Annotated in this window: 21 protein-coding genes; 9 read left to right on the top strand and 12 right to left on the bottom strand. The window is 67.3% G+C overall.

The genetic code is table 11. The features are described 5' to 3' along the window. Positions 1 to 67: 67 nt before the first annotated feature. From R2601_RS06620 to R2601_RS06610, 3 genes are read left to right on the top strand one after another with little or no spacing between them, the layout of a single operon-like run. Positions 68 to 997 carry a diacylglycerol/lipid kinase family protein gene (locus R2601_RS06620; protein ID WP_007795469.1) on the top strand — a complete coding sequence of 310 codons (930 nt, stop codon included), beginning with the start codon at positions 68 to 70 and terminating at the stop codon, positions 995 to 997. Continuing rightward, positions 994 to 1,821, top strand: coding sequence for a metallophosphoesterase family protein (locus tag R2601_RS06615; protein ID WP_007795466.1), 828 nt, complete (start codon positions 994 to 996; stop codon positions 1,819 to 1,821). The genes R2601_RS06620 and R2601_RS06615 overlap by 4 nt, the downstream gene beginning before the upstream one ends. A 36-nt stretch (positions 1,822 to 1,857) precedes the next feature. Next, the gene (locus tag R2601_RS06610) at positions 1,858 to 2,073 is read left to right on the top strand and encodes a hypothetical protein (protein ID WP_007795462.1); all 216 of its coding nucleotides are present in this window, start codon (positions 1,858 to 1,860) and stop codon (positions 2,071 to 2,073) included. Positions 2,074 to 2,108: 35 nt separating this feature from the next. Here R2601_RS06610 and R2601_RS06605 read toward each other — a convergent pair whose 3' ends face one another. Beyond that, positions 2,109 to 2,702, bottom strand: coding sequence for an exopolysaccharide biosynthesis protein (locus tag R2601_RS06605; RefSeq protein ID WP_007795459.1), 594 nt, complete (start codon positions 2,700 to 2,702; stop codon positions 2,109 to 2,111). 192 nt (positions 2,703 to 2,894) lie between these two features. Here R2601_RS06605 and R2601_RS06600 point away from each other — a divergent pair, with 192 nt between their 5' ends. Continuing rightward, on the top strand, positions 2,895 to 3,947 hold the full coding sequence (locus R2601_RS06600) for an AI-2E family transporter (protein ID WP_007795456.1): 1,053 nt from the start codon (positions 2,895 to 2,897) through the stop codon (positions 3,945 to 3,947). A 229-nt stretch (positions 3,948 to 4,176) separates the two neighbouring features. Here the strand turns inward: R2601_RS06600 and R2601_RS06595 are convergent, their stop codons facing one another. Further along, positions 4,177 to 5,076, bottom strand: a complete 900-nt coding sequence (locus tag R2601_RS06595; RefSeq protein WP_007795454.1) for a YihY/virulence factor BrkB family protein — start codon at positions 5,074 to 5,076, stop codon at positions 4,177 to 4,179. A gap of 154 nt (positions 5,077 to 5,230) precedes the next feature. Here R2601_RS06595 and R2601_RS06590 point away from each other — a divergent pair, with 154 nt between their 5' ends. Then, a complete protein-coding gene (locus R2601_RS06590; protein ID WP_007795452.1) occupies positions 5,231 to 5,707 on the top strand; it encodes a hypothetical protein in 477 nt (158 codons plus the stop codon). Between the two features lie 18 nt (positions 5,708 to 5,725). Here R2601_RS06590 and R2601_RS06585 read toward each other — a convergent pair whose 3' ends face one another. Further along, entirely contained in the window at positions 5,726 to 7,192 is a 1,467-nt protein-coding gene (locus tag R2601_RS06585; RefSeq protein ID WP_007795448.1) for an MORN repeat-containing protein, read from the bottom strand. A gap of 148 nt (positions 7,193 to 7,340) precedes the next feature. On the opposite strand from R2601_RS06585, the gene R2601_RS06580 reads away from it, so the two are divergent. Continuing rightward, positions 7,341 to 8,999, top strand: a complete 1,659-nt coding sequence (locus tag R2601_RS06580) for an NAD+ synthase (protein ID WP_007795445.1) — start codon at positions 7,341 to 7,343, stop codon at positions 8,997 to 8,999. Between the two features lie 213 nt (positions 9,000 to 9,212). On the opposite strand, the gene R2601_RS06575 is transcribed toward R2601_RS06580, so the two are convergent. Further along, a complete protein-coding gene (locus R2601_RS06575; RefSeq protein WP_007795443.1) occupies positions 9,213 to 9,602 on the bottom strand; it encodes a metallopeptidase family protein in 390 nt (129 codons plus the stop codon). A gap of 126 nt (positions 9,603 to 9,728) precedes the next feature. Between R2601_RS06575 and R2601_RS06570 the strand changes: the two genes are divergently transcribed. Then, positions 9,729 to 10,280 (top strand): 2OG-Fe(II) oxygenase, encoded by a 552-nt coding sequence (locus tag R2601_RS06570; protein WP_040545188.1) that lies wholly within the window; start codon positions 9,729 to 9,731, stop codon positions 10,278 to 10,280. A gap of 59 nt (positions 10,281 to 10,339) precedes the next feature. Here R2601_RS06570 and R2601_RS06565 read toward each other — a convergent pair whose 3' ends face one another. From R2601_RS06565 to R2601_RS06545, 5 genes are read right to left on the bottom strand one after another with little or no spacing between them, the layout of a single operon-like run. After that, the gene (locus R2601_RS06565; RefSeq protein WP_007795438.1) at positions 10,340 to 12,439 is read right to left on the bottom strand and encodes an NAD-dependent epimerase/dehydratase family protein; all 2,100 of its coding nucleotides are present in this window, start codon (positions 12,437 to 12,439) and stop codon (positions 10,340 to 10,342) included. 11 nt (positions 12,440 to 12,450) lie between these two features. Then, entirely contained in the window at positions 12,451 to 13,410 is a 960-nt protein-coding gene (locus tag R2601_RS06560; protein ID WP_007795434.1) for a glycosyltransferase family 2 protein, read from the bottom strand. A gap of 8 nt (positions 13,411 to 13,418) precedes the next feature. After that, positions 13,419 to 14,654, bottom strand: coding sequence for a glycosyltransferase family 4 protein (locus tag R2601_RS06555; RefSeq protein WP_007795429.1), 1,236 nt, complete (start codon positions 14,652 to 14,654; stop codon positions 13,419 to 13,421). Further along, the gene (locus R2601_RS06550; protein ID WP_007795426.1) at positions 14,651 to 15,631 is read right to left on the bottom strand and encodes an NAD-dependent epimerase/dehydratase family protein; all 981 of its coding nucleotides are present in this window, start codon (positions 15,629 to 15,631) and stop codon (positions 14,651 to 14,653) included. Before R2601_RS06550 ends, R2601_RS06555 begins: the two co-directional genes overlap by 4 nt. Further along, positions 15,619 to 16,746, bottom strand: coding sequence for a Gfo/Idh/MocA family protein (locus R2601_RS06545; protein WP_007795423.1), 1,128 nt, complete (start codon positions 16,744 to 16,746; stop codon positions 15,619 to 15,621). Before R2601_RS06545 ends, R2601_RS06550 begins: the two co-directional genes overlap by 13 nt. A 301-nt stretch (positions 16,747 to 17,047) precedes the next feature. On the opposite strand from R2601_RS06545, the gene R2601_RS06540 reads away from it, so the two are divergent. Next, the gene (locus tag R2601_RS06540; RefSeq protein WP_007795420.1) at positions 17,048 to 17,812 is read left to right on the top strand and encodes a WecB/TagA/CpsF family glycosyltransferase; all 765 of its coding nucleotides are present in this window, start codon (positions 17,048 to 17,050) and stop codon (positions 17,810 to 17,812) included. A gap of 197 nt (positions 17,813 to 18,009) precedes the next feature. Here R2601_RS06540 and R2601_RS06535 read toward each other — a convergent pair whose 3' ends face one another. The 3 genes from R2601_RS06535 to R2601_RS06525 form a co-directional block, all read right to left on the bottom strand. After that, the gene (locus R2601_RS06535; protein WP_007795416.1) at positions 18,010 to 20,061 is read right to left on the bottom strand and encodes an acyltransferase family protein; all 2,052 of its coding nucleotides are present in this window, start codon (positions 20,059 to 20,061) and stop codon (positions 18,010 to 18,012) included. 177 nt (positions 20,062 to 20,238) lie between these two features. Further along, positions 20,239 to 21,534, bottom strand: coding sequence for a glycosyltransferase family 4 protein (locus tag R2601_RS06530; RefSeq protein WP_007795414.1), 1,296 nt, complete (start codon positions 21,532 to 21,534; stop codon positions 20,239 to 20,241). 9 nt (positions 21,535 to 21,543) lie between these two features. Next, positions 21,544 to 22,944 carry a hypothetical protein gene (locus tag R2601_RS06525; protein WP_007795412.1) on the bottom strand — a complete coding sequence of 467 codons (1,401 nt, stop codon included), beginning with the start codon at positions 22,942 to 22,944 and terminating at the stop codon, positions 21,544 to 21,546. A gap of 237 nt (positions 22,945 to 23,181) precedes the next feature. Here R2601_RS06525 and R2601_RS06520 point away from each other — a divergent pair, with 237 nt between their 5' ends. Beyond that, the gene (locus tag R2601_RS06520) at positions 23,182 to 24,462 is read left to right on the top strand and encodes a glycosyltransferase family 4 protein (protein ID WP_110740043.1); all 1,281 of its coding nucleotides are present in this window, start codon (positions 23,182 to 23,184) and stop codon (positions 24,460 to 24,462) included. Positions 24,463 to 24,474: the final 12 nt, after the last annotated feature.

Below are 24,474 nucleotides of genomic sequence, written 5' to 3'. Positions count from 1 at the left end.
GCCCGGCTTGCCTTTTCTCTGGGCAGGGGAACCGGCCTTAACCCGGGGCGTTGACCAACGGTTTCAAGTGGAGGTCACGGTGCCTGCCGTCCGCAACGTCTGTATCATTCTGAACGAACGCTCCGGCGATCATGCCGAGGGCGATCGGCACGCTCGTCTCTCTGCCTTGCTCGATGAGGCGGGTATAGGCTCGAAAATCGCGGTCCCGGAGAGTGGCGACGACATGGTCGCCTTCGCACGAAAGTCGCTTGAGGAGAGCGGCGCAGACATGCTGGTCGCGGCGGGGGGCGACGGCACCATCGCCGCTGTGGCAGCCGCCAGCCATGATGCGGGCGTGCCGATGGGGGTGATCCCGCAGGGCACCTTCAACTACTTCGCGCGCGGTCTCGACATTCCAGAGGACATGGAAGGCGCCATCGACGTGCTCGCCTCGGGGAGGTTGCACGACATGCCGCTGGGCGAGGTCAATGGCGAGGTCTTCCTCAACAATGCCAGCCTCGGAGTCTATCCGCTGATCCTGCATCGCCGCGAGAGCATCTACAATCGCTGGGGCCGGTCGCGGCTCGCGGCTTACTGGTCGGTGCTTCTGGCGTTGACCGGGTTCCGCCGCCCGCTGAAGCTCCGGCTGACGCTCGATGGTCGCGAGATGAAACTGCGCACACCGCTCGCCTTCGTGGCCAACAGCGCCTATCAGCTTGAGCGCTTCAACCTCGACGGGGCCGATGCGATCCGCGATAGGCGTTTCGCACTGTTCACCGCCAAGGGCGAGCGAAGCATCGATCTGGTGCGCACGGCCCTGAAACTGGCCGGCGGCGCGGCGCAGAAGGGCTCTGATTTCGATCTTCAAACCGCGCGTGACATCACCATCCACACCGGCCGCAAGCGCACGCTGGTGGCGCGGGATGGCGAAAAGGCCCTGATGGAGACACCGATCCGCATCCGTCTGCGCGATGCGCCGCTGCGGGTGATGGTGCCGGAGGGCCGGGCCACCGAATGACCCGTATCGTTCATATCTCCGACCTGCACTTCGGTCGCACCGATGTGGAATTGCTCGACCCTCTGGTCGATGCGGTCAACGCCACGCAGGCGGATCTCGTGGCGGTGACAGGCGATTTCACCCAGCGTGCGCGCAACAGCCAGTATCGCGACGCGCGCGCCTTCCTCGACCGGTTCGAGGCGCCCTGGCTGGCGGTGCCGGGCAATCACGACATCTCGCTCGACAATCTTTGGCTGCGCTTGATGCGGCCTTTCAGGCGGTACAGAGACCATATCTGCAACGACCTCTTCCCGGTTCATCGCGGCGACGGCTTTGTGGCGGTCGGCTTGAACACCGTCGATCAGTACCGTTGGCAGCGTGGACGGATCCGCTGGCGGCAGATGCGCAACGCATGCAAGATCTTCTCGGACAGCGACGAGGCGATCCGCGTGGTGCTGGCGCACCACCCGTTCGAGCAGGACCAGGACGTGAAGAAAAGCCTGATGCCCAAGGCCGAGAAGGCCATCGAGCAACTGGCGGAGTGCGGCGCGCATCTGTTGCTCTCAGGTCACCTTCACCGTTGGCGGGCCGAGCCTTTCCTGTCGCGCAAGCACGGTGCGCAGGTTCTGCAGATCCATGTCGGCACCGGACTGTCGACGCGGTTGCGCGGGCAGGAGAACGATTTCGCGGTGCTCGATCTTGACGCCGACGAGGCCAAGGTCACGCGCATGGTGGCGCGGGGCGAGCAGTTCGTCCCGGCTGGCTCCCGCAGTTTCCAGTTCGGCGAGGACGGCTGGCGTGATCGCCAAGACGCGAGGTCACTCGGAACCGGCAGGGGGCTGTAAGGGTTTGTCCCGGAATACACTTCAAGAGGCCATTGGATGACCAAGCCAGACGCCGACATGAAAGACCCCCCGAGCCGTCCCCGTGATGTCCGCGCCGGCCCCGGTGATGCGGGTGCCAGCGACCGACCGGTTCACCGCGAGGAGACGCCGCAGGACCGCCGCGACGGAAATCGCGCCACACGGTTGTTCCTTTGGCTGGTCGGGGTCGGTTTCATCACCGTGTTCGTTCTGAACATCGTCGCGCTGGTCTGACGCTGCCAAGCGTCTCTATTCTGGCAGCTTCGTCTCTAGATCGCCCCGATCACGCCGACCGGAACCAGCGCAGCCGTGGCAATCGCGATGCTGCCAAGCAGGGCGAACAGGCCGTCTCGGGCCAGCATCGCGGTGGCGAGCAACGTCACGGCGCTGCCGAGCAGCGACGACGAGAACGGCACGATCTCGAGGAACGGCATCGCGAAACCACAGAGCATGCAGAGCAGTTGCAGCCATTTCCGCATTGGCGCCGTCAGGAAGACCGGAAGCCTGTGACGGCTGTGCCGGTCGATCCAGGCGCCGACCCCTCGCATCTTCTGCACCGCGGTCCGCGCCTTCGGTCCGTCGATCTTCATCCTCATCAGCATGTCGGGCAACCACAGGTGTTTGCGCGAGATCAGCATCTGGGCCGAGATGAAGGCGATGGTCAGGCCGCAGACCGATGAGAAAAGCGGAATTCCCGAAAGCGGCGAGACCACGAGCAGGGACGGAACCATCAGAGCGGGGAGGAACGAGCTCTCGCCGAATTCCTCGAACAGGTCGCGCAGCGAGACGTTGTCCCGCTTCACGACGGCATCAAGCCGGTCGACGATTTCGCCCACCGGCTGGTGTCCACTCTGCGCATCCATGCCTTCTGGCCCTTCCTGTTGCCGCATCCAACGCTTCGACAGCGCCCGCGGTTCCCCGCCGGGGCAGCGCTTTGCCGGCATCGTGCCGTTTCTGACGCTTCCAGCGGGCAGGACGAGATCGTATCGCGTCAATGTAGCGCGAAATACAGTCAGCCTGAAGGAACAAAGCCCGTCAGCCGAAGTTGTCCTCGCATGAAAAGGCCAGCCATCGTCTCCGACACCGTGCTGCGCGTCTCGACGGTGATCATGGCGTCTGGCGTGCTGCTATTTGGGCTCAAGGTAGCCCAAGACATCTTTGCGCCGCTGACGCTGGCCATCGTGACCGGGGTGATCTTTGCTCCGCTCGCGGACCGGCTGGAACGGCTGGGCCTGCCACGCGGGCTGGTGGCGATGGGGCTGATCATCGGCATCTTCTTTGCAATCGGCGCGCTCGCCTATCTGGTCGAGCCCTACATCACCACGTTGATCGACCGGTTGCCCTCGATCAAGTACGAGATCCGCAAGCTGTTCATCGAATACCAGGGCCTGATCCAGGGCTTCGACGAGATGAACAAGGAGGTCGAGGCGGCGCTTGGCAGCGGTGGCGAGCAGAAGGAGGCCGCCGACATCCCGGGCCTGACGGATGCCATGTTCCTGGCCCCGCAGATCCTCGCGCAGATGCTGATCTTCCTCGGCGGGCTGTTTTTCTTCCTGCTCACCCGCAACGAGATCTACCGATACATTTCGGCCAAGATCGGCACCGGCATGGATACGCCCAAGCTGCTCGAGCGGTTTTGCGATGCCGAGGCGATGGTGTCGAAGTATTTTGCCGCCATCTCGGTGGTCAATGCCGGGCTTGGCATCGCCGTTGGCACCGCGCTGATGTTGCTCGGCCTGCCCGGGGCGGTGGTCTGGGGCATCGCCGCGATGCTGCTGAACTTCGTGCTCTATCTCGGACCGGCGGCCCTCGCTGCGGGGCTGCTGCTGGCGGGTGTGGTCAACTATGATGGCCTGATGACCTTTGCGCCGATGGCGATCTACCTGTGCTGCAACATGACCGAGGCGCAGTTCGTGACGCCGGCGCTGATCGGCCGGCATGTGCAGATCAACCCATTCCTGATCTTCGTGTCGCTGATCTTCTGGCTCTGGTTCTGGGGCCCGCTGGGTGGCATCGTCGCCATCCCGGTCACGCTGATCCTGCTGCGCCTGTTCGATATTCTGGGGGACACCTCCGTGTCCGCCAAGCCGATCTTCGGACAGGCCTGAAACGGCCTCACCGGCGACCACGGTTCACCCGTCGGGCCATTGCCCGTCGGGTTTTTTCGTGTCCGGGCATTGGGAAAAGAAAAACCCCGCTCTCCGGGGGGAGAGCGGGGCGGGGACAGGTGCGGGCCGCTTGGGATAGTCGGGACAGGGACACGGCCCGCGAAGGGACAGGACGAAACAGGCGTCCTTGAGAACAGAACGCCGGCCCTCTGGGGTTGTTCCGCGAGGACTAGGAAATTTCAGCGTTTTTCTTGCGGCGCTTGTCGAGTTCGCCGTTCAGCTGGGCGCCAAGCAACGTGACCAGCGCGCTGACATAGAACCACAGCAGCAGCGCCACCACCGCACCGAGCGAGCCATAGACCTCGTTGAGGCGGTCCACGTTGCGCATGTAGATCGTCAGCGCCACCGATCCCGCCGCCCAGGAGAGCAGCGCCAGAAGCGCGCCGGGGGTGAACCAGCGCATGCGTCGGCTGCGGCGGTTGGGGCCGTAGCGGTAGAGCAGGGCGATGGCGAAGAACACCACCGCCAGCAGGATCAGCCATTTGACCAGGCTCACGGCGATCTCCACATGCATCGGCAGGCCGATGAAGGCGATCGCTGCCGGAAGGATCACCACGGCGGCAAAGGCGACCAGCGCGGTGAAGACCAGCAGCACCGTGAGCAGGAAGGCCACCGCGATGCGGCGGATGGCGTTCTCGCGGTGCGGCGCTTCGCTGACCGCGTTCAGCCCACGGATCAGCGCGGCGATCGAGGCGCGCGATGACCAGAGGGCCACGACGATCGAGATGATCGAGGCCCATTGCAGGGTCGAGCGATTGGCCGAGATAAGCTGGGTGATCTGGGTCTCGAGCAGCACATAGGCCTGTTCGGGCATCATCTCGCGCAGCAGCTCCATCTGCTCGGAGATCGCCACCGGATCGGCCCAGTAGCCCCAGATCGCGATCACCGCAGAGATGGCGGGAAACAGCGACAGGAAGGCGTAGAACGCCACCCCGGCCGAGATCAGACCGAGATTGCGCTCGTCCATGCGCTGCCACGTGCCCCAGAGCGCGTGCAGCCAGTCATGCAGGCTGAGCTTTTCCCGTTGCGGAGGCGCCGCGGGATCGGTGTCGGTCAGTGTCTCGCTCATGCCGACAGCTTGTGCGCGTTGCGCGGCGATCGTCAATGTGCGCGCGGCTGTGGTCGGGGTTTCCGTCCCGGAGCGCGGCAAAATCGTCTCTCAACCGGTTCTTAAACCGAATCCGGGAGATCTCTGGCGACGCCCTCGCAAAGGATTCTCCGCCATGACCGGTCTCTTCGGCCCGATGCTATCCGTTCTCACGCTCCTTGCGGGCCTGCTCGCGGCGATGCCGGGGCAGGCCGCGCCGCAACACGGCGCCTATGCCGGGCCCGTGCGGGTGGTGGGCGATGACGGCGGCGGGCGGCTGCGACCTCGGCTGGCCGAGGTGCGTCAGCTGCGTGCCAGCGGGGTGCGGGTCGAGATCCGGGGCGACTACTGCCTCTCGTCTTGCACGCTCTATCTCGGTGCTGGGAATGTCTGCGTGCGGTCCGGAACGTCGTTCGGCTTTCACGGTCCAACCTATCTCTACGAACCGATCCGCTATGATCGGTTCGACTACTGGTCGCGTCGCATGGCGGCACATTACCCGCCCGAGCTGCGCCATTGGTTCCTGAGCCGGGCGCGTTTTGTCACTCACGGCTATGTCACGCTCAGCGGGGCGGATCTCATCCGCATGGGGGTGCCACGCTGCCGTGGCTAGGCCGGCGTCGCTTCGGGATCAGTTGTCGCTCGGCGCTGGGGCCTCGGTCTCGTCCGTCTCGTCCGGCGCATCGGTCTGAACCGGGGTCGCCGTGGTCAGGACGCCGTTGATCCAGTTGCCCTCGGCCTGTTCGCCGGTGGCATAGCGCAGAACGCCTTCGCCCTGCCGCTTGCCGTCCCTGAACATGCCCTCGTAGACGTCCCCGTTGGCATAGGTGGCAATGCCTTCGCCCTCGAAACTGCCGTTCATCCACTGGCCCTCGTAGCGGAAGCCGTCGGGCATCACGATGGTGCCTTGCCCGTGGCGCTGGTCCTCGCGGAAATCGCCGGTATAGACCGCGCCGTCGGCGTAGGTGGCCGTGCCCTCGCCGTGGCGCTGGTTGTCCTGCCATTCGCCCTCGTAGGTGTAGCCGTCAGGATAGGTGATCTTGCCCGTTCCGTTGTAGCGCGCGTTGCTGAACTCACCCTCGTAGACCACGCCGTTGGGATAGGTGGCCCGGCCGCTGCCCTCGATCACGCCATCGACCCAGTCGCCCTCGTAGGTCGAGCCGTCCGGATAGGTGGTCTTGCCGCGCCCGTTGGCGAGGTCGCCACGGATCTCGCCTTCGTAGACCGAGCCGTCGGGATAGGTCACGCGGCCGTCCCCCTCGATCTGGCCCGCCACCCAGTTGCCCTCGAGCCGGTAGCCGTCGGCCCCGGTGAAGCTGCCATAGCCCTGCCGCTGGTCGTTGTTGAATTCGCCCTCGTACACGTCGCCGTTGGCATAGGTCTCCTTGCCCTGCCCCTCGCGGCGGCCATCGACCAGCTCGCCCTCGTAGACATCGCCATTGGGCAGGCTGAGCTTGCCCTGACCGTCCTGCTGGCCGTCGCGCCACATGCCCTCGTAGACCAGCCCGTCCGCCATCGTCAGCGTGCCCTGGCCGGACCGCTTGCCGTTGGCCACGCGGCCCTCGTAGACCGAGCCGTCGGGATAGGTGATCGAGGCGTTGCCTTCCTCGATTCCGTTCACCCAGTCGCCCTCGTAGCGATAGCCGTCCGGCGTGGTCATCACGCCGCGCCCGTGGTGCAGCGCATTGCGGAACGAGCCTTCGTAGCGGGCACCGTTGGCGTAGCGGATCACGCCCTTGCCGGTGATCTTGCCGTCGAGCCACGAGCCCTCGTAGACGCTGCCGTCACCCAGCACGATGCGGCCCACGCCCTCGGGCTTGCCCTTGGCGAACTGGCCCTCGTAGACCGCGCCGCTTGGATAGCGCGCGGTGCCCTCGCCGGTGATCTCGCCCTCGACCCAAGCGCCGGAATACTCGAATCCGTTAGGCAGGCGGTAGGTGCCGGAGCCGTGGCGCAGCCCGTCGCGGAAGGTGCCCTCGTAGACCCCGCCATCGTCGAACTGCTTGGTGATGATCTCGTCGCTGTCCTGCGCCAGCGCGGTTCCGGCGAACGCCAGAATGGCGGCGACGGCAGCGAGTCTTCTGCCTGCGCGTGTCATGTGTCGTACCCTGCCGGATGGCCCCCTTGATCTGCCCGAACCGTATCCAAGCCCCTGCAACGTGACAATCTCTTTTGCCCGGCCCGCTTTTCCTCCGGCGTGGTTCTGCTATGTCGGCACGAGGATGTGACTGAAAGGAACAGGGCACATGGCCGATCGCTTCCGCCTGACCATCGCGCAGCTGAACCCCACCATGGGGGACCTCGCCGGCAACGCCGCGCAGGCGAAGGACGCCTGGGAGCAGGCCAAGGCCGCCGGGGCCGACATGGTGGCGCTGCCCGAGATGTTCATCGCCGGCTACAACGCGCAGGACCTGCCGATGAAGCACGCCTTCACGCTCGACTGCATGGCGGCGGTCAAGGCGCTGGCGGAAGACTGCGCCGACGGTCCGAGCCTCGGCATCGGGTGCCCATGGGTCGAGGGCACCGAGCTCTACAACGCCTACATCATCTGCCGCGGCGGCAAGATGGTGACGCAGGTCTTCAAGCATCACCTGCCGAACTACAACGTGTTCGATGAGCTGCGGATCTTCGACAGCGGCCCGATTGGCGGCCCCTACGCGGTGGGCAACACCCGCATCGGCTCGCCGATCTGCGAAGACGCGTGGTACGAGGACGTGGCCGAGACGCTGGCCGAGACCGGGGCCGAGTTCCTGCTGGTCCCCAACGGCTCGCCCTATTTCCGCAACAAGTACGAGACCCGGCTCAACAAGATGATCGCCCGCGTGGTCGAGACCGGCCTGCCGCTGATCTACCTCAACATGGTGGGCGGGCAGGACGACCAGATCTTCGACGGCGGCTCCTTCGTGCTGAACCCGCACGGTGCGGTGGCGCTGCAGCTTCCGGTCTTCGAGGAGGCCATCGCGCACGTCGATCTCGAGCGCACCGAGGATGGCTGGCGTGCGCTCGAGGGCGATTTCACCACCCATCCCGACGCAATGGAGCAGGATTACCACGCCATGGTGCTGGCCCTGCGCGACTATTGCCGCAAGACCGGCTTCGGCAAGGTGCTCTTGGGCATGTCGGGCGGCGTCGACTCGGCGCTGGTGGCGACCATCGCTGTGGATGCGCTGGGGGCCGAAAACGTGCGCTGCGTGATGCTGCCGTCGGAATACACCTCGGAGCATTCGCTCGAGGATGCCAAGGCCTGCGCAGAAAACCTCGGCTGCCATTACGATTTCGTGCCGATTACCCCGGGCCGCGACGCCATCACCGAGACGCTTGCGCCGCTCTTCGAGGGCCGCGATGCCGACCTCACCGAGGAGAATATCCAGTCGCGCCTGCGCGGGTTGCTGCTGATGGCGATGTCGAACAAGTTCGGAGAGATGCTGCTGACCACCGGCAACAAGTCCGAGGTGGCGGTGGGCTATGCCACGATCTACGGTGACATGTCGGGCGGCTACAACCCGATCAAGGATCTCTACAAGACCCGCGTCTTCGATATCTGCCGCTGGCGCAATGCCAATGCGCGGCCGTGGATGATGGGCCCCGAGGCGGCGCCGATCCCCGAGCGCATCATCACCAAGCCACCCTCGGCCGAGCTGCGCGACGACCAGAAGGACAGCGACTCGCTGCCCGACTACCCGGTGCTCGACGGCATTCTGCAGATCCTTGTCGACGATGACGGCTCGATCGCCGATTGCGTCGCGGCGGGCTATGACCGCGCCGATGCCAAGAAGGTCGAGCACCTGCTCTACATCTCGGAATACAAGCGCTTCCAGTCGGCCCCCGGCGCGCGCCTGTCTAAGCGGGCGTTCTGGCTCGACCGGCGCTATCCCATCGTCAACCGCTGGCGCGATCCGAGCTGAGGTGGCGGTCCGGGCGCGGGTTACACCAAGGGTAAAGTTTCACGAGGGTTAAAGGATGGGCGCGCGGTGGCCACCGGGTGCCGCGGTCGGGATCGCTTCGCGACCCGACCCTGCGCACGGCGCGCCCGCGCTGGGACGCGGGCGCTGGGCTCCGCCCGCTCGCACCTCAAACGCTCCCCCAGAGCCTTTGCCGGGCTTTGCCCGGGCCAATGCTCACTCCCACCACCGGTCGATCGTGGCGATATCGTCGTCGGACCAGCCGAAGTGATGCGCGAACTCGTGCACGGTGACATGGACCACCAGATCCTCGAGCGCGATATCGCCGCGGTCGCGCCATTCCGCGAGAATCGGTTCGCGGAACAGCCAGACGCGGTCCGGCCAGGGCGAGGGATCGCTCACCGAGCGCTCGGTCAGCGGGATGCCCTCGTAAAGCCCCGTCAGCTCGAGAGGGTTGTCGATCTCCATCTCGGTCAGCACGTCTTCGGGCGGCCAGTCGACAACCTCCACGAGCACCTCCGCCGCGCTCCTGCGGAACGGTTCGGGAAAACTCTCGATGGCGCGCTGGGCCATCTCTTCGAAGGCGGCGAGGTCGGATCTGCTCATGCCCGTGGGTATGGCCTTGCGGCGGACGAAGGAAAAGGTCGCATTTCGCCCGTCCTGTCGCGAATGGCGCAGATCGCGGCTGGCGGCGCGCTAGAGCAGGCGCTTGTTCAGCCAAAGGCCCCGCCCATGCTCACCGTTCACCGGATTCCCGCCGCCTTTTCCGAGATCGACTGCGACCGCATCATCGACCTGTCCCGCACTGCGCACAGCGCTGATGCACGGCTCGTGGGCCGCAATCAGGATCACAACCTGCGCCGCGCCGATCTGGTCTGGCTCGACGACGTCGCCGGCGCCGAGTGGGTGATGGAAAAGATCATCGAGCTGGTGCGGCAGGCCAACCGCGCGGTCTATGGCTTCGACCTTGATGCCTTCGACGAGAGCGCGCAGGTGGCGCGTTACGGGGCCGAGCGGCAGGGCCATTTCAGCTGGCATTCCGATGTCGGCGACGGCCGGCTTGCCGCGCGCCGCAAGCTGACGATGGTGGTGCAGCTCTCCGAGCCCGGGGCCTATCGCGGCGGCGCGCTCGAGGTGATGCCATCGGCGCACACCGTCGAGGCCGAGCGCGCGCGGGGCAGCGCCACGCTGTTTCCCTCATACCTGTTGCACCGGGTGACCCCGGTCGAGGCCGGCGAGCGCCGCTCGATGACCATCTGGGCGCACGGGCCGGCCTTCCGCTAGATCCGCCGTGACATGCATGTTCCGCCGCCGGCGACAGGCGCGAAGCGCAGATCCGAAGCCTAGAACCCGATCAGGTTGGCCTCGGTGATCGCCTTGCGGACAAAGGCGGCGCGGTCGGTCTCGGGCACCCAGTCGAGCATCGCCTTCGGCTTGTCGTTGGCGAAGGGGGAGAAATGCGCCCTGCTCTTCCAGTCAGCCAGCGACGGGCGCACCACGCCGTGCTTGCGCAGGGCGTATTTCTTCAGCCCGTACTTCACCGCGTTCGACAGGTAGAAGGCGGTGAGGTTGCCGCTGCTCACCCGGATGCGGGCGCCAAGTGCCTCGTGGATGGCCGCGAAATAGCCGCGCGCCGAGAGCATCGGCTCGCCGATCAGGTTGAAGCTCTCCCCCACCGCCGAGGGCCGCGCCGCCATCCGCACCAGCCCGTCGGCCACGTCGTCAATCAGCACGAAGGGCAGGATGTTGTCGCCCGGCCCCCAGATCCGCACCGCGCCGGCACCGTGCCAGCGCCCGATGCCCCAATGCTGCAGCGGGCCGCCATGGCCCACCACGATGCCGGGCCGCGCGATGGTCAGCGGCAGGCCGCGCTCGCGATGCAGCTTCATCAGCTGGCGCTCGCACTCGGCCTTGGAGCGGGCATAGAGATTGCGGTCGGTCATGTCGTCGGGGAAGGTCGTGTCCTCGGTGATGGTCTGGCTGCCATCCGACATGTCGTAGCTCGCGATGGTGCCGGTGTAGACCAGACGCTTTACGCCGGCCTTTTCGCAGGCCATGCCGATGCGCGTGGCGACGCCCACGTCGTTGATCAGCGCCTCGGACCACGTCTTGTCCATCGACTTGGCGAGGTTGAAGACCACGTCGATGCCCTGCATCGCCTCCGTGAGCCCGTCGAGATCGTGCAGCGAGACGCCCACCGTCTCGACCTGATCGGGCAGGTCGGGGAAGGGGCCGGAGCGACCGCGGGAGAGCACCCGCACGTCATGGCCGTCGGCCACCAGCCGCCGGGTCAGCGCGCGCCCGATGAAGCCGGTGCCGCCGATCACCATGGCCGTGGGTTTCGGCTGGCGGGTCTGCACCGCCGGGGCCTTCACCGCCAGCGTCTCGGGTGGCAGCAGCGCCAGCGCGTCGTCGAGCGCCTGCATCACCGTGACCGCGCTTTCGCCGCTGAACCGGGCGTCCTGCGCCTTGCTCATGTCCTGGTAAAGCGCCGCGTCCATGCCGCGGAAGCTCAGCGCGTAGGGACCTTTCTGGTTCAGCGAGACCGCCTGCCGCCAGGCGTTGACGCTGCCCTCGCGCAGGTGCTGCCAGCCGAGGTCGAGCTGCTTGCGCAGCGGGTTTACGATCAGGTCGGAACTGTTTTCGCGCTCGAGGATCAGCACGTCGGAGGCGAAGTCGAGCCGCGCCCGCCCCGAGGAGCCGCGCAGCGTCACCGAGCGGTCGTCCTGCGTCTCGACCAGCGAGACGGTGAGGGTGATCTCGACCTCGCCGGCGCGGGCGAGGATGCGGAAGGCCTGCGGGCGCGGATCATTGCCGGGCAGGTCGACCGGCTTGCTGGCCTCGGCAAAGGTGATCTCGGGCGTGCCGAAGAGATCGACGGCGAAGGCCATCAGGTGCGGACCGACCTCGAGCAGTAGGTTTTTCGGCTCGCGCAGAAGCCACAGGTTGAACGGGCCCGAGCGCAGCGGCGACAGTGGTAGCGCATAGCTGATCTCGCAGGACGAGACTCGGCCCAGATCGCCATGCAGCATCATCTCCTTGAGTCGCACGTAGGAAGGCAGGCCGAGGAAGTTGTGCCCGGCATGGAAGCGCTTGTCTGCGGCCTGGGCGGCGGCAAGGATCTCGCGCGTGTCTTCGGCGCTTTCCGCCACCGGCTTCTCGACCAGCACGTGCAGCCCGGCCTCGAGGCACTGGATCGCCAGCGGCTTGTGAAGCTGTGGCGGGGTGAGGATGTGCACCGCCTCGCAGAGCCCGCTCTCGATCAGCGCCTCGACGCTGGTGAAGGGCTGGGCGCCATAGGCCTCGGCCATGCCGCGGGCGGCGGGCTCGGACAAATCGCAGACCGCCGCGACGGTGGCGGAGGGCGTGGCGGCAAGCGCATCGGCGTGCCAGGTTGCGATATAGCCGGCCCCGATCAGGCCGACGCGGAGAGGTTCGGACATGGAAACGTGCCTCACTTGTACTCGATGATGCGCATCTGCGCGTTGCGGCGGCGGCGCCAGTGATAGGTCGCCATGCCGATCACGTTCGGAATCTTCGACAGCGTCAGCAGGACGCTGTGCCGGTAGGCCTCGCCCCTTGGCAGCCCCTCCCGGATCAGGCCGCGCGCGGTGCGATGGTAGTTCAGCGCGTAGACGCAGAGCCCGGCCACCGGAAAGCCCCACCAGATCAGCGCGCCCAGCAGGATGAAGAGCGGTAGCGCCAACCCGTAGACCAGTGCCCGCTGACGCTCGCGTCGGAAATACTCGGGATGCAGGTGACCCACCTGCGCAAAGCCGTGGCCGGTGCGCACGGCGCGGGTCCACCACTGGCCGAAGCGATGGGTGTCGGCGTCGTGGCGGGTCATCTCTTCGGGGATGCGCTCGAGCCGCCAGCCGGCCTTGCGCAGCCGGGTGCAGAACTCGTCATCCTCGGCGGCGATCACGGTCGGGTCGAAGCCGCCCACGGCGCGGAAGGCCTCGGCCCGGACCAGCATGTCGCCGCCACAGGCAAGAATCTCGCCCGCCGGGCGGCGCCATTCGAAATCGGCGAGCTGGTTGTAGAGCGAGGCGTCGCGGTGGATCTCGGCGCGCCAGCCGGTGACCATGCCAAGCCGGGGATTGGACCTGAGAAAAGCGCGGGCACGGTCAAGATAGCCTGCGACCAGCGTGCAGTCGCCATCGATGAACTGCACGAATTGTGGATCCCCGAGCGCCTCGAACCCGGCATTGCGGGCGCGGGCGGCGGTAAAGGGCGTGGCGGGGTCCAGCGCGACCACCGTGGCGCCCGCCTTGCGCGCCGCGGCCACGCTGTCATCGGTGGAGCCGCTGTCGACATAGACCACCTGCCGCGCCTGCCCGGTCACAGAGGCCAGCGCCGCCACCAGCCGCGCGCCCTCGTTGCGCCCGATCAGCACCACGTCGACCGGGGGCATCTCCGGGGTCATTCCAGCACCTCGCGCTTGGCCGGGCTGTCGCCCTCGGCATAGGCGGTGAAGAGATGCGACAGCCGCGCGGCCTCGATATGGATGTTGAACTCGGACTCGACGGTGGCGCGACCCACCGAGCCCATCACGCGGCGCTGGTCCGGGCTGGCAAGGAGCTGCTCGATGGCCTGCGCCAGCGCGGGCGCATCGCCCGGGGGCACCAGCACGCCGTTCTCCCATTGCGTCACCAGCTCGGGGATGCCGGCGATCTGCGTGGCGACCACCGGCACGCCCGCCGCCATCGCCTCCATCAGCACCACCGGCACGCCCTCGGCAAAGCTCGGCAGCACGAAGACATCGCTTTGCGCCAGCGCCTCGGCCACCTCGGACTGGCCTTGGTAGCCGAGAAACACCACCGTCTCGCCCAGCGGCTTGGCCCGTTCTTCCAGCGCCGCGCGCTCGGGGCCGTCGCCGATCAGCGCAAGCCGCAGTTGCGGGTGGCGCGCCTTCAGCGTGGCCACCGCGTCGAGCAGGATCGGCACGCCCTTCACGCCCGCCAGCCGGCCCACGAAGAGCAGCGTCTGTCCGGTATGCGGCGCGGTGTCATAGCGTACCGGGTCGATGCCGCAATGCACGATATGCAGCTTGTCCCAATGCGCGGCGTCGGCAAAGCACATGAGTTGCGAGCGGCAGTATTCCGAGATGCAGGCGACAAAGCGCGCCCGCGCGGTCTTTTCGTCGATGCGCCAGTGATGCGGCTCGAAGAAGATGTCGGGGCCGTGGATGGTGAAACTGTATGGGATGCCGGAGAGCTCGCTGGCCAGCATCGCCACGGTGCAGGACGCCTTGGCGATGTGGTTGTGCAGATGCGCGACGCCTTCGCGCTTGAGGCGGTCGGCCAGCACCGCCGCCTCGAGGAAGTAGATCAGGTTGTAGAGCCGACCCTTGAAGCCCTTGGGCGCGGTCCGCCACGCCAGCCGCAGAGCGCCGAAGTAGCGCCCGGGGCGCAGGGCGCAGCCGAGATGCGCCTTGAGCAGGCGCAGCGGGTTCTTCGCCGCGCCGATGACCTTGAAGGTGCTCGCGTGCTCTGCGCGCTGTTCGGGGCCGACCAGATGCTCGGCGCCGGTGGTGCGGATCGAGCAGGTCAGCACCTCGTGGCCGAGATCGCGCAGCGCCGCCACCTCGCGCTGGATGAAGGTGTCCGAGGCGCGGGGATATTCCCCGGTCAGGTAGGCGAGCTTGGGCAGGCTCATGTCTCGCTCTCCAGCGTGTGCTGCAACAGGGCCTCGAAGGCGGCGTCGTCATGGCCGCCAAGGCTCGCACGAAGCGCGGTGTTGGGCCAGCGCAGCGGCATGATGCGGGCGCGCAGTACCGGCTCGCGCAGCAGGCCGGGCAGGTGGCGTTCGAAGCGTTTCAGCGTTCGCGTGAGGGTCAGCCACAGCGTCCACGGCACGTCGATGGCGGCCCTGGGCCAGCCCGCCGCCTGGCGGTGGGCGGTGACGAACCGCGCCCGCGTTGGCAGATCGTCGTCGATCACGTTGAGCGCGGTCATGCCCTGCGGATCGGTGAGGGCGGCCGAGACCAGCGCGCGCGCCACGTGTTTCACGTGAACCAGCGGCAGCGTGCCGTCGGAGGCCAGCGTGACCTGCAGCGGCCCGGCCCAGAAGCCGTTGAGCGCGTGCCACGTCCGGCCCGGTCCCCAGACCGCGCCCGGCCGCATCAGCCAGAGCGGCTGCAGCGCGCCCTGACAAAGCACCTCCTGCGCCAGCTTCGACTCGGCATAGCTGTCCTGTGCGTGGCCCGGGCGGTTGAGCGGGCTGCGCTCGGTCACCGCGTCGCCCGGGGCGAGCTTGCTCATGTCGTAGACCGCGATGGAGCTGACGAGCACCAGCCGGATCTCCTTGGGCAATGCTGCGAGCAGGTGGCGGGTGGCCGCCAGAGTGTCGGCCTCGATCGCCGCGTCGTCGCCGCCCAGATGTGCTGCCGCGTGGATCACCGCGTCGCAGCCCCTGAGCGCGCGGCGCAGGGGCAGCAGCGATGACGGCTCAGACAGATCCGCTTCCACCACGGTCACGCCGTCATCGTCGGTCCATTCGGGGGCGACGCTCTTGCGCACCAGCGCCACCACGTCGAGCCCGCGCGCGCGGGCCTCGGCCACGGTGGCGCGCCCGATGAAGCCGCCGGCGCCGGTGATCAGGATGCGGCGCGCCTCGCCCTTCACCTCGCCCATGGCATCGGCTCCATCGGATCGCAGCGCGTGGTCATGCGCTGGGCGCCGCTCGTCTCGCCGGCGTTCTGCATCGCCAGCGTGACCTCGGTCATGTGCAGGGCGAACGCTGTCGACAGGCGGCAGGGGCGGTCCTGTTCAAGCGCTTCGAGCATCTCGGCCGGACCCAGCATGAAGTTCATCGCCGCGGCCCCCCAGCGCTTGACCTTGGGGTGGGTCGGCCGCCCCAGTTTCACCCGGCGTGGGAAGGGGCTCTCGACCAGTTTCCGGCGCAGGTTCATGCGCTTGGCATAGGTCACCTTGGCGCTGTTGTCCCACGCGGCGTCGCAGCGCAGCACGCCGCTGTCACCGATGATCCTGATCGAGTGATCATGCGGCGCGACGATCGAGCAGGTCAGCCGCGTCACCGGGCCGGTCTCGAAGAACAGCGTGGCAATGCTCAGGTCGGGCGCCATCGGGCCGGTGCCGGTCTTGTCGGGGATGGTCTCGGCGCTGGCCGCGACCACCGTGCGCACCGAGCCGAACCACGAGATCAGCCAGCTCAGGTAGTAGCCCGCGTGCTCGAGCGTGCAGCCGGTGCGGAACTCGTCCTCGTAGGGCCAGGGCGCGCCGGTCTCGGAGAGCCACTTGCGATAGGCGGCTTGCGGCACGAAGCCGTCGTCGAGCTCGGCATAGATCGCACGAGGGGTGCCGGCGATGCCCTTGCGCAGCGCGTAGCCGAGGGTCTGCGCCGTCTCGCCCAGCACCGAGCAAGGCGCCGAGGCCAGCAGCAGGCCGCGCTCGGTGGCCAGCGCACAGAGCGCCTTGGCCTCGTCGAGATCCGTCGCCAGCGGTTTTTCCGAATACACGTGATGCCCAGCCTCGAGACAGGCGCGGTTCAGCTCGTAGTGGGCCGAAGGGTTGGTGAGGTTCAGGATCACCCCGCCCTCTGGCGCATCGGCAAGAAACGCGGTCAGCGAGGTCTTCTTCGGAAGGCCCCAATGGGCGCAGAAGTGATCCAGCCGGGTGGCATCGCGGTCATAGACGCCGACGACCTCGATGCCCTCCATTGCCTGCAGCGAGCGCAGGTAGAGGTCGGCCACGAACCCGCAGCCGAGGATCGAGATCCGTCGGGTCATGGGGCACGCCCACGGTCGGGCGCGTCGAGGATGGCCCCGCAGGGGCGGGGAGGGGAAAGAACGGACATCAAAATGCTACTCACGACTCCTGAACAGGCCGGTTGTTTCCGTTGAACAGACAATTTTGACGATAATTCGGCAGGTCCCGTGGATATGCCGGCAAAGCGCACCGCTGCGAGAAAACCTTGCCGCGTGCGACCCGCGAGACACGGTTCACGGGAATTCGCCACAATATGGGCCTCCGCCAGCCACAGTTATGCGGTATGACAGAGGGCAGGGTGTGTATTGGATGCGACGATTTATGGATTTCAAGGTGTCCGGCGAGAGGGTTTCGGTCAATGTCCCGACCTGGGCCGTGTTGCAGGCCCGCGTGACCGAGCGTCTTGCCCAACGTCAGGGCTTCGCCCTTGCCACGATCAATCTCGACCATCTTGTGAAACTGCGCCAATCACCGCAGTTCCGGCGCGCCTACGCGGCGCAGGATTTCGTCACCGCCGACGGCAACCCGATCGTCTGGATGTCGTGGCTGGCCAAGCGCCCGGTCGAGCTGATCCCGGGCTCGGACGCGCTGTTTCCGATCGCGCGAATCGCCGCCAAGCAGGGCGTGAGCGTGGCGCTGGTGGGCAGCACGCAGCCGGCGCTTGCTGCCGCCAAGAGCTATCTCGAACGCGAAGTGCGCGATCTCGAGGTGGTGGCCACCGTCGCGCCTCCGATGGGCTTTGACCCGACCGGCGCGCAGGCCGACGCGATCTTCGAGCAGATCGGCGCCTCGGGCGCGGGGCTGTGCTTCATCGCGCTGGGCGCCCCCAAGCAGGAAATCTTCGCCGCCGCCGGACGCCGCAAGCTGCCGCATATGGGCTTCGCTTCGATCGGTGCGGGGGTCGATTTCCTTGCCGGCACCCAGACGCGGGCACCGGAATGGGCGCGGCGTTTCGCGGTGGAATGGCTGTGGCGCGCGCTGAGCAGCCCGAAACGATTGCTGCCGCGCTACGTGAAGTGTCTGGCGATCCTGCCGGGACAGGTGTTCGCGGCGATGCTGCAGCGCTTCCGCACGCCGCAGCACTGAAGCGCCTCAGACCAGGCGGCGCGGCCAGCGCCGCCGCAGCAGAAGCAGATCCTTCAGCTTGCCCGTTGCGCTCGGCCCGGTTAACGGCACGCACTGCTCGAGGAATAGCACCTTCTATCCGGCCTCGGCAAGCGCCCGCCCCACCGTCCCGCCACCGATGCCGGTGCCGATGACGTCCCAATTGCCCTCCAGCGCGCTCACGAGCCGGTGCCGCGGTCGCCGGAAAAGACCGGCGCGAAGAGGTCCCGTAACGCCAGCGCGGCGGAGTTGGTGAGGTGGTTGTTGTCGAAGTAATAGCCCGTGTCGCCGTTCAGCGCTTGGCAGGCACCCTCGTCGCAGAGCCGCGGCCAGGGGTCGATCCAGCGGATCGCGCCGTCCTCGGCCATGGCGCGCCATGGTGCCTCGGCAGGGGCGATGCGCTGGGCAAGGGCGGTGCGCGGAATGCTGGTCTGCGTGACCGCCTCGCGCGCCAGCGGCCAGCCCTCGTGCGCTGCCTCGCGCGCGGCGAGGCGGCTGTCGTATTGCGCGATCTCGGGCGGCTGGCGCAGCACCACCACCTCGTCGAACGGGTCGAGCAGCCGGGCGACGGTGGCCCGGGCCGCCGCGGCGACGATGTCGGATTGCCGGGCGTCGAGCCGGGTGGGCGCTTCGAGCGGGTGCACGGCGATGGTGTTCCCGGCGTCGCGCCCGATGCCGGTGCCGTTGGCATAGTAGCTCCAGCGGCCGATCAGCAGCACGGTTTCGAGGCTCGGCAGGCGCTGGAAGCTCTGGCCGATCTGCAGGTTGGCATTGGTGCAGGCGGTGTCCTGCGCCAGCGTCGCCGCGCTCTCGACCTTGCGAATGCCGAAGAGCGGCGGGCAGCCGGCGCGCCAGATGATCAGGCCGGGGCGGCCGGCCTCGTGCGCGGCGAGGTCGAGCCCCTCCTTGACCGCACGCACGTGGCCGTCGCCCCAGACCAGCACCTCCGGATCGCCCTCGGGGCCGATGGGGCAGACCTCCAGCCCCATCAGAGGACCTTCGGAGGGGGTGCGGCATCGGCTCCAGTCCTGCAGGAAGTCGCCCGAGGCCGCGATATGGATGCGCGTCTCGGGGCCGAAGCGGTTCGGCAGCCCGTCATTGACATAGAGCCACGCGCCAAGCGCCAGCGTGGCGGCCGAGGCCGTCGCGGTGCCGCCGAGGATCACGAAGCCCGGCACCCGCGCGCGGCGCACCGGTGTCTCGACATAGCGCCATGACAGCCACGCCAGCCCCACCGACAGCGTCATCCACAGTACCGCCTCCCACAGCCCGGCATATGCGCCACGGAGGTAGAGCGACAGCACCAGCACCGGCCAGTGCCAGAGGTAGAGCGAGTAGGAGATCTTGCCGAAGAACACCGCCTCGCGCGTCGAAAGTATCCGGTTGACCGGGTTCTGCCCGCGGCCATTGGCAAGCAGGAGCAGCGTCCCGAGCACGGGAAGCAGCGCCAGCAGACCGGGGAACAGCGGCCCGGCGGGGATCAGCAGGATCGAGCACGCGACCAGCATCAGCCCGGCCAGGCTCAGCACCGTGTGGCCGCGCCAGCGCCGCCCGCTCTCGCAGCCCCAGATCGCCAGAAGCACACCGCTCAGCAGCTCCCACGCGCGGAATGGGAAGAGGTAGAAGGTGGCGGTCTGGTAGGGCGGGGTGAGCCAGACGCAGGCAAGGAACGAGGCGATCCAGCAGCCCACCAGCGCCGCCAGCAGGGCGCGGCGGTTGCGCGACAGCAGCAGTATGAGCAGCGGCAGAAAGATGTAGAACTGCTCTTCGACCGCGAGCGACCAGGTGTGCAGCAGGGCCTTTTCGTCCGAGGCGGTGTCGAAATAGCCGGCCTGACCGAAGAACAGCACGTTCGAGAGATAGATCGTCGCGGCAATGAGCTGCTTGCCCAGCTCGCGGAACTCGAACGGCAGCAGCAGTGCCCAGCTCAGGACGGCGGTAACCAGCACCATGGTGAAGAAGGCCGGGGCGAGGCGGCGGCAGCGGCGGATGTAGAAGTGGCGCAGCCAGATGCGCCCGGTGGCATCATATTCACGCCAGAGGATGCCGCCGATCAGGAAGCCGGAGATCACGAAGAAGATGTCGACCCCGACGAAGCCGCCCTCGAGACCCGGAACGCCGAAGTGATAGAGCACCACGGCCAGCACGGCGATGGCGCGCAGACCGTCGATATCGCTGCGATAGGGCAGCGATCCGGGGCTTCGGTCTTCACGGTCCGATGCGTCTTGCATGGGTGCGGACTGTTTCATCACTCGAAATCCGGGTTCTCCGGGAACACTGGCACGACGACACGTGTGGGTCGCGCCCTTGGCTGCCTATCAAGGGCAACTGGGGCGAAATGAAGGCGCGGCCGCACCGGGACGGACGCTAGGGCGCAAAGGTTGCGCTTTGGTCAACGCCGTCCGGCCCTAGAAAACCTTCGGCGCGGGGGCTGGCCGCCCGCTGCACACCCAGTCATAAACCTCCGCCACCTGCGCGGCCTTGCGCGCCCACGTGAAGTGGCTGGCGACGCGCGCCTGTGCCGCCGTGGCCATCGCCGGCAGGCCGGAGGGGTCGTCTGCCAGCCGCGCCAGTTCGGTCGCGAAGCCCGCGATGATCTCGGCGCGGGTGCCGCAGGCCACCTTGAGTCCGGTGCCCGGCACCACGAGCTCTCCGGGGCCGGCATAATCGACGATCAGCGGCACCACACCCAGCGCCATCGCCTCGAGCACCACGCCGCCGCCGAATTCGCGGATCGAGGGGAAGGAGAGCAGGTGGCAGCCGGCTATGATGTCCTGCACCTCCTCGTGCGGCTTCCAGCCGTGGAAGGTGACCGCGCCGCCGGCGCCGAGCGCTTCGGCCTGCGTCACGAGATCGGGCATCATCGGGCCGTCGCCGATGATCTCGAGCCGCATCCGGCCGTCGCGCAGCAGCGGCGCGGCGGCCTCGAGCAGCATGTCCGGCCCCTTGTAGGGGACCAGCCGTCCGACGAAGCAGGCGCGCAGCCCCTCGGGCGCGGGCGTGGCTGTGCGATTGAATCGCGCCGGATCGATACCGTTTTCCGGGAGGTAGAGGGTCTTGGCACGGTGCTTCGACGGAATCTCGCCCTCGGTGTGCCGCGAGCCCACGAGGATGGCGGCGGCGTGGTCGAGTGTCGCGCCGCGGCCCGGCATCAGCTTGTAGGCCGAGCGCAGGTAGCTCAGCCATTCCTTCTCGCGCCGTCGCTCGGCCTCGAAGCCCTTGGGCCACGTGACGCCACCGTTCAGAGGGCCGAGCACGAAGGGCACACCGGCGCGCGCGCAGCGCTTCGCCAGAGTGGAGGAAATCGTTGGCGACAGCGGCGTGATGCGGTGCACGATATCCCAGCTGCCGGCACGGATCTCGGCGCCGAAGCGCTTCCAGACCAGCCGCTCGAAATGCGGATAGCTGAGGGCGTTGATCGCCTGCACCATGGTCCAACCCTTGCCCTCGCCCATGCGGAGCCTTTCGGCGAGCTGCCACATCGGGCGCGCGAAGGCCTCGGAGTCGATGGCGGTGAAATCGGTGCCCTCGGTCAGACCCGCGCGTAGAAAGGCTTCGCGGTTGCGGATCTGGGTGACGATATGCACGTCGGCCACCGCGCGCAGGGCCGAGGCCAGCGACCAGCCGACCAGCGGCACGCTGACCCATTCGGGGTTGGCCGCCTCGGCGATGGCGAGGACGCGGGGTTGGGAAGTCTCAGCCATGCGTGGGCCTCACATGATGGATTGCCATTCGAGCTCGCGCCTCGAGGTCGTTCGCGCCAGACGCCGCATGGACTTCATGCGCTCGGCATAGCCGGTCAGCGCCCCGGCAAGCAGCCATGTCAGGGGTGTCAGGGTGGCGTTGGGGATCAGGTCCGCGACGTTGACGGCCAGCATCAGCGACAGCGGCGCGATGAAGGGCGAGATATGGTCGGCGCCGCCGTTGCGGCTTTCGCGCCAGAGCAGGAAGATCGGCAGTACCAGCAGTCCGAACTCGGCAAGGAAACCGATCCAGCCATAGACCCCGATGATGATGACCCAGCGCCCGTCGGCGACAGTGAGGATGACGCCCGAGACCGGATCGAGGATGTGGTTGCGCCCCCAGCTGCCCCAGCCGGACACCGGTTTCTCGGTCGCCCGGTCGAGCAGGATCCGCTCCTGCCCGAAGCGGAACTCGAGCGAGCGCGCACGGTCTTCGTCGAAGCTGGCGGCGGCGGCGAGGATGCGGTCCTCGGGGATGATGTTGGCGCCTTTCATGACCGGGTAGGCGATGGCCAGAAGGCCGAGCAGCAGGGCGATGCGGATCTGCATCTGCCGGCTCAGGAACAGCAGGCAGGGCAGGGCGGCGGAGGCGAGAAGCAGCGCGCCCAGCGATTTCGACGCCACCAGCACGAGCAGCAGGTAGAGCGCGCAAAGCAGGGTTCTGAGGGTGTTCAGCCGGCTGTCCTGCCGCCACAGGGCGAAGGCCGCGATGGCGGCGGTCATGATGAAGAACGAGACCCAGAGCCCGTGATAGAGGAACACCACCGGGCGGTAGCCGCCGCCGCGGACCGACTGGGCGAAGGAGTGCTGGTAATAGCCGTAGATCCAGTTGTTGAGCTGCGGCGACAGCCGCAGTTCCACCAGCATGGGCAGCGAGTAGATCAGCCCGCAGACCATCAGCGCGACGAGGAAATAGCGTTGCGAGCCGCCGTCGGCGAGGTACTGGCGCGCCATCAGGAAGGGCATCACCAGCATGGCCTGTTGCAGCATCAGGGCGATGGCGTCCTTGATGCCGAGGCCGGGCAGGCCGACCTGGCCGTAAAATACCGGCTCGGTATTGGTCAGGGTGGTCAGGATCGGGATGAAGATGAACACGCCAAGCAGCACGCGCGCCAGTCGGGATTGCGGGATCAGCAGGCCCTGCGGACCGAACTTGACCAGACAGATCATGAAGGCAGCGAGCGCGGGGATGGTGTGCTTCGACATCGGCGGCATCAGCGGCAGGTCGAAGGCGGCGGGCGGTTCGGGCAGGAACAGGTAGCCGAGCATCAGCGACAGGATCAGCGCCCGATCCGCCGGCAGGCGTCGGAACAGGGCGATCGTCACCACCGGCCAGAGGGCCAGCATGAGGTAGGCGAGAGGGTTCGGCATACTCGTGCTTCGCAGATCGTTACGCGGCGCTCCGTGACCCCCACATGCCCCGGATTGCAGGGCGACCATAGCAGCGGGGCCGGCGCTTGTCGCCCTCCGGGATGCCGCCGAGGCAGCGGGCTGGCAGATATGGCACAGCCGGTCAGATGCTACGCAATGGTCCATGACGCGACACCTTTCGGCCAGATTGCACCGGCATCTGCCAAGGTGGTATGAGAGAGACCCGGGAGGTCAGTGGTGAGTGAGCAGCGTTTGAAGATCGCCTATCTCTGCGACTTTTCCCCGCTCGACAGGTTCATGTATTCGGGCGGCAACGCCCACATGTACCATGCGCTGCAGGGCCATGCCGGCGAGGTGACGATCCTCTCCAGCAGCTGGGGATTGGCCGAGCCGGTGCGGCGCGGGATCGCGCGCCTGTCCTACCCGATGCAGATGCGGCTGCGCTGGCGGCTGCATCTGGCGCTGGCCCCGGTGATCGCCCGCAAGGTCCGGTCAGAGCTGTCGCGTGGGCGCTATGATGTGCTTTTCGGCACCTACGCGTTTCACGCGCTGCATCGGGTAAGACCGCCCTATCCGGTGGTCACCGCGTTTTCCTCGGATGCGACTCAGACGATCTACCGGAAGTCCGAGATCGGGGCACAGTTCGAGTCCAGGTATCTGGGCGGTCGGGCGCTCGACAGCTGGGTCGAGCGCTGCGAGGCCGAGGTGTTTCGCAGCACCGATTTGATGTTCTGGCCCTCGCAATGGCTCAAGACCGCTGCCGACGACCGCTACGGGCTCGATCCGGAACGATCGCTCATGGTGCCGTGGGGCGCCGGGATCAAGACCGTGCCGTCGGTCCGCCCGTCGACCTTGGGGCGCGGCTTGCCGCTGCGGCTGCTGCTGATCGGGCGGGACTGGTTCGCCAAGGGCGGGCCGATCGCCTTCGATACGATGAAGCTCCTGCGCGAGCGCGGCGTCGATGCGCGCCTGACGGTGATCGGCTGCGAACCGCCGGACTTCCATCGCAACGAATGGGTCACGGTGTATCCGCAGCTCGACAAGGCCAAGCCCGACGAGATGTCGGTGTTCGAGCAGGTCTTTGCCGAGGCGCATTTCCTTGTCCAGCCGTCCTACGAAAGCTACGGGTTCGCCTTCTGCGAGGCGTCGGCCTACAAACTCCCATCGCTCTGCCTGAACGTCGGCGGCGTGCCGGTGCGCGACGGTGTCAACGGTCACGCGCTGCCGCCAAAGAGCGGACCGCCAGAGTTCGCGGCGCTGATCGAGCGCTATCTCGAGGCGCCGGAGGAGTACGATGCGCTGGCGCGGAGTGCGCGGCAGGAATTCGAGGACCATCTCAACTGGGACGCGTGGGGCCAGACCGTGGCAGAGCATCTGCGCGCAGGCGTCGCGCGGCTGCGCGGGCAGGGAGCGGGCAGCGAGCGCAGCTCTGCAACGCAAGGCGCGGCGGTCGATGCGGCGCGCGCAGGGGCAGGTGGACCCGATCGCCGCACGGCGCAAGGTGGGCGCAGCGGCTGAGCCCGGCGCCGA

Source organism: Salipiger bermudensis HTCC2601, from assembly GCF_000153725.1.
Lineage (GTDB): Bacteria > Pseudomonadota > Alphaproteobacteria > Rhodobacterales > Rhodobacteraceae > Salipiger > Salipiger bermudensis.
Note: the sequence above shows the minus strand (reverse complement) of the source record. Positions and strands in the feature narration are given on the sequence as shown.

Coding starts and splice junctions, on each gene's coding strand:
- R2601_RS06615 (WP_007795466.1), top strand. CDS start 994: ATGACCCGTATCGTTCATATCTCCGACCTGCACTTCGGTCGCACCGAT.
- R2601_RS06610 (WP_007795462.1), top strand. CDS start 1,858: ATGACCAAGCCAGACGCCGACATGAAAGACCCCCCGAGCCGTCCCCGT.
- R2601_RS06605 (WP_007795459.1), bottom strand. CDS start 2,702: ATGGATGCGCAGAGTGGACACCAGCCGGTGGGCGAAATCGTCGACCGG.
- R2601_RS06600 (WP_007795456.1), top strand. CDS start 2,895: ATGAAAAGGCCAGCCATCGTCTCCGACACCGTGCTGCGCGTCTCGACG.
- R2601_RS06595 (WP_007795454.1), bottom strand. CDS start 5,076: ATGAGCGAGACACTGACCGACACCGATCCCGCGGCGCCTCCGCAACGG.
- R2601_RS06590 (WP_007795452.1), top strand. CDS start 5,231: ATGACCGGTCTCTTCGGCCCGATGCTATCCGTTCTCACGCTCCTTGCG.
- R2601_RS06585 (WP_007795448.1), bottom strand. CDS start 7,192: ATGACACGCGCAGGCAGAAGACTCGCTGCCGTCGCCGCCATTCTGGCG.
- R2601_RS06580 (WP_007795445.1), top strand. CDS start 7,341: ATGGCCGATCGCTTCCGCCTGACCATCGCGCAGCTGAACCCCACCATG.
- R2601_RS06575 (WP_007795443.1), bottom strand. CDS start 9,602: ATGAGCAGATCCGACCTCGCCGCCTTCGAAGAGATGGCCCAGCGCGCC.
- R2601_RS06570 (WP_040545188.1), top strand. CDS start 9,729: ATGCTCACCGTTCACCGGATTCCCGCCGCCTTTTCCGAGATCGACTGC.
- R2601_RS06565 (WP_007795438.1), bottom strand. CDS start 12,439: ATGTCCGAACCTCTCCGCGTCGGCCTGATCGGGGCCGGCTATATCGCA.
- R2601_RS06560 (WP_007795434.1), bottom strand. CDS start 13,410: ATGCCCCCGGTCGACGTGGTGCTGATCGGGCGCAACGAGGGCGCGCGG.
- R2601_RS06555 (WP_007795429.1), bottom strand. CDS start 14,654: ATGAGCCTGCCCAAGCTCGCCTACCTGACCGGGGAATATCCCCGCGCC.
- R2601_RS06550 (WP_007795426.1), bottom strand. CDS start 15,631: ATGGGCGAGGTGAAGGGCGAGGCGCGCCGCATCCTGATCACCGGCGCC.
- R2601_RS06545 (WP_007795423.1), bottom strand. CDS start 16,746: ATGACCCGACGGATCTCGATCCTCGGCTGCGGGTTCGTGGCCGACCTC.
- R2601_RS06540 (WP_007795420.1), top strand. CDS start 17,048: ATGGATTTCAAGGTGTCCGGCGAGAGGGTTTCGGTCAATGTCCCGACC.
- R2601_RS06535 (WP_007795416.1), bottom strand. CDS start 20,061: ATGCAAGACGCATCGGACCGTGAAGACCGAAGCCCCGGATCGCTGCCC.
- R2601_RS06530 (WP_007795414.1), bottom strand. CDS start 21,534: ATGGCTGAGACTTCCCAACCCCGCGTCCTCGCCATCGCCGAGGCGGCC.
- R2601_RS06525 (WP_007795412.1), bottom strand. CDS start 22,944: ATGCCGAACCCTCTCGCCTACCTCATGCTGGCCCTCTGGCCGGTGGTG.